Genomic DNA, 2,866 nt, shown 5'->3' with positions numbered 1-2,866 from the left:
GTGAAGGTCAATGCACTGTGGTTGTTGATCGGCAGACCATCTTTGTTGGTAAGGGTGATGGTGTAGGTGATCTCACCACCTTCGGTCACCGAAGGCGTCGCGGTCAGCTTGGCCACCACTTCGTCGGTGGTATCGGTCACTTGAACCGAAGCCGCACCGCCCAGCTCGAGGTTCTCGAAGGTCGCACCAGTGGCGTCCACCGCCGAGTTGATGCCCAGGCTGATCTGGCCAGCGTCGTTGTAAACGTCATCACCCTGCGCAGCGTGGGTGTACGGCGCGCTGGTCTCGCCAGCCTTGATGGTGACCTGGGCGTTGTTGCTCAGGGTCACGACCAGGTCGTGGGCCAGCGGCTGGTTGACGTGTACGGTGAACGTCGGTTTGACGTTCTCGGCCACCGAAGTCTGGTCGGCCGTGATGGTGACCTTGACCAGGTCGCCTTCGTTGCTGCCGCCCGGGTTGCCTGGGGTGCCAGGCTCGTCGGTGACGGTAGTGCTGACCGGGGTCTTGTCGAGTGTCAGTTGTTCGAACTTGCCGACATCCGCACCTTCAACGGTTGCGATCGATTTGATCACAGGGTCGTTGGTACCGACGTAGACGTTGTCCGGGGCAGTCACGGTTGCAGTACCCACGGTGCCGTTGGCCGGCACGGTGATGACGGTTTTGCCGTCGCTCAGTGTGAAGGTCAATGCACTGTGGTTATTGATCGGCAGACCGTCTTTGTTGGTCAGCGTGATGGTGTAAGTGATCTCGCCGCCTTCGGTCACCGAAGGGGTCGCGGTCAGCTTGGCCACTACTTCGTCGGTGGTATCGGTGACATCCACCTTCGCGGCACCGCCCAGCTCGAGGTTCTCGAAGGTCGCACCAGTGGCGTCCACCGCCGAGTTGATACCCAGGCTGATCTGGCCAGCGTCGTTGTAGACGTCATCACCCTGCGCAGCGTGGGTGTACGGCGCGCTGGTTTCGCCAGCCTTGATGGTGACCTGGGCGTTGTTGCTCAGGGTCACGACCAGGTCGTGGGCCAGCGGCTGGTTGACGTGCACGGTGAAGGTCGGCTTGACGTTCTCGGCCACCGAGGTCTGGTCGGCCGTGATGGTGACCTTGACCAGGTCGCCTTCGTTGCCCGGCGTACCTGGCTCGTCGGTAACCGACGTGCTGACCGGCGTCTTGTCCAGCGTCAGTTGCTCGAACTTGCCGACATCCGCACCTTCAACGGTTGCGATCGATTTGATCACAGGGTCGTTGGTGCCGACGTAGACGTTGTCCGGGGCAGTGACAGTGGCAGTACCCACGGTGCCATTAGCCGGCACGGTGATGACGGTTTTGCCGTCGCTCAGCGTGAAGGTCAATGCACTGTGGTTGTTGATTGGCAGACCGTCTTTGTTGGTCAGCGTGATGGTGTAGGTGATCTCGCCGCCTTCGGTGACCGACGGGGTGGCGGTCAACTTGGCCACGACTTCGTCGGTGGTGTCGGTGACATCCACCTTCGCGGCACCGCCCAGCGCCAGGTTCTCGAAGGTCGCACCAGTGGCGTCCACCGCCGAGGTGATGCCCAGGCTGATCTGGCCAGCGTCGTTGTAAACGTCATCACCCTGCGCAGCGTGGGTGTACGGCGCGCTGGTTTCGCCAGCCTTGATGGTGACCTGGGCATTGTTGCTCAGGGTCACGACCAGGTCGTGGGCCAGCGGCTGGTTGACGTGCACGGTGAACGTCGGTTTGACGTTCTCGGCCACCGAAGTCTGGTCAGCAGTAATAGTGACTTTGACGATATCGCCTTCGTTGCCTGGAGTGCCTGGCTCGTCAGTGACCTCGGTGCTGACTGGAGTCTTGTCCAGGTTCAGGTTTTCGAACTTCCACGCATCTGCGCCGCTGACGGCGTCGATGGCATTAACCACCGGCTGGTTGGTGCCGACATAGACGTTGTCCGGGGCGGCTACAGTGGCCGAACCGGTGGTGCTGTTGGCTGCCACGACGACAGTGGTGCCATCGGTCAGCTTGAAGTACAGCTCCGAGTGGTTGTTGATCGGCAGACCGTCTTTGTTGGTCAGCGTGATGGTGTAGGTGATCTCGCCGCCTTCGGTCACCGAAGGGGTGGCAGTCAGCTTGGCCACGACTTCGTCGAGGGTGTCGGTCACTTGAACCGAAGCGTTGCCGCCCAGTTGCAGGTTCTCGAACGCAGCACCAGTGGCGTCCACCGCCGAGTTGATGCCCAAGCTGATCTGGTCAGCGTCCTGATAGACGTCATCGCCTTGCGCGTCGTGGGTGTACGGCGCGCTGGTTTCACCGGCCTTGATGGTGACCTGAGCGTTGTTGCTCAGGGTCACGATCAGGTCGTGGGCCAGCGGCTGATTGACGTGCACAGTGAAGGTTGGCTTGACGTTCTCGGCTACCGAGGTCTGGTCGGCCGTGATGGTGACCTTGACGATGTCGCCTTCGTTGCCTGGAGTGCCTGGCTCGTCAGTGACGGTAGTGCTGACCGGGGTCTTGTCCAGGTTCAGGTTTTCGAACTTCCACGCATCTGCGCCGCTGACCGCGTCGATGGCATTGACCACCGGCGCGTTGGTGCCGACATAGACGTTGTCTGGTGCGGTTGCAGTGGCCGAGCCCGTGGTGCTGTTGGCTGCCACGACGACAGTGGTGCCGTCGGTCAGCTTGAAGTACAGCTCCGAGTGGTTGTTGATCGGCAGACCGTCTTTGTTGGTCAGGGTGATGGTGTAGGTGATCTCGCCGCCTTCGGTCACCGAAGGGGTCGCGGTCAGCTTCGCCACCACCTCGTCGAGGGTGTCGGTCACTTGAACCGAAGCAGCACCGCCCAGTTGCAGGTTCTCGAACGCAGCACCAGTGGCGTCCACCGCCGAGTTGATGCCCA

The 2,866-nt window shown here is 61.4% G+C and carries 1 protein-coding gene; it reads right to left on the bottom strand.

Annotated features, from left to right (window positions below; all coding sequences use genetic code 11):
* Positions 1-2,866, bottom strand: a 2,866-nt coding sequence (locus ACF8O8_RS26605) for an immunoglobulin-like domain-containing protein (protein ID WP_392510816.1), incomplete at both ends; no start/stop codon positions are given.

This window comes from Pseudomonas sp. TYF_14 (assembly GCF_043105275.1).
GTDB lineage: Bacteria > Pseudomonadota > Gammaproteobacteria > Pseudomonadales > Pseudomonadaceae > Aquipseudomonas > Aquipseudomonas alloputida.
The sequence above is the reverse complement of the archived record's forward strand: the minus strand, read 5'-3'. Positions and strand labels throughout refer to the sequence as shown.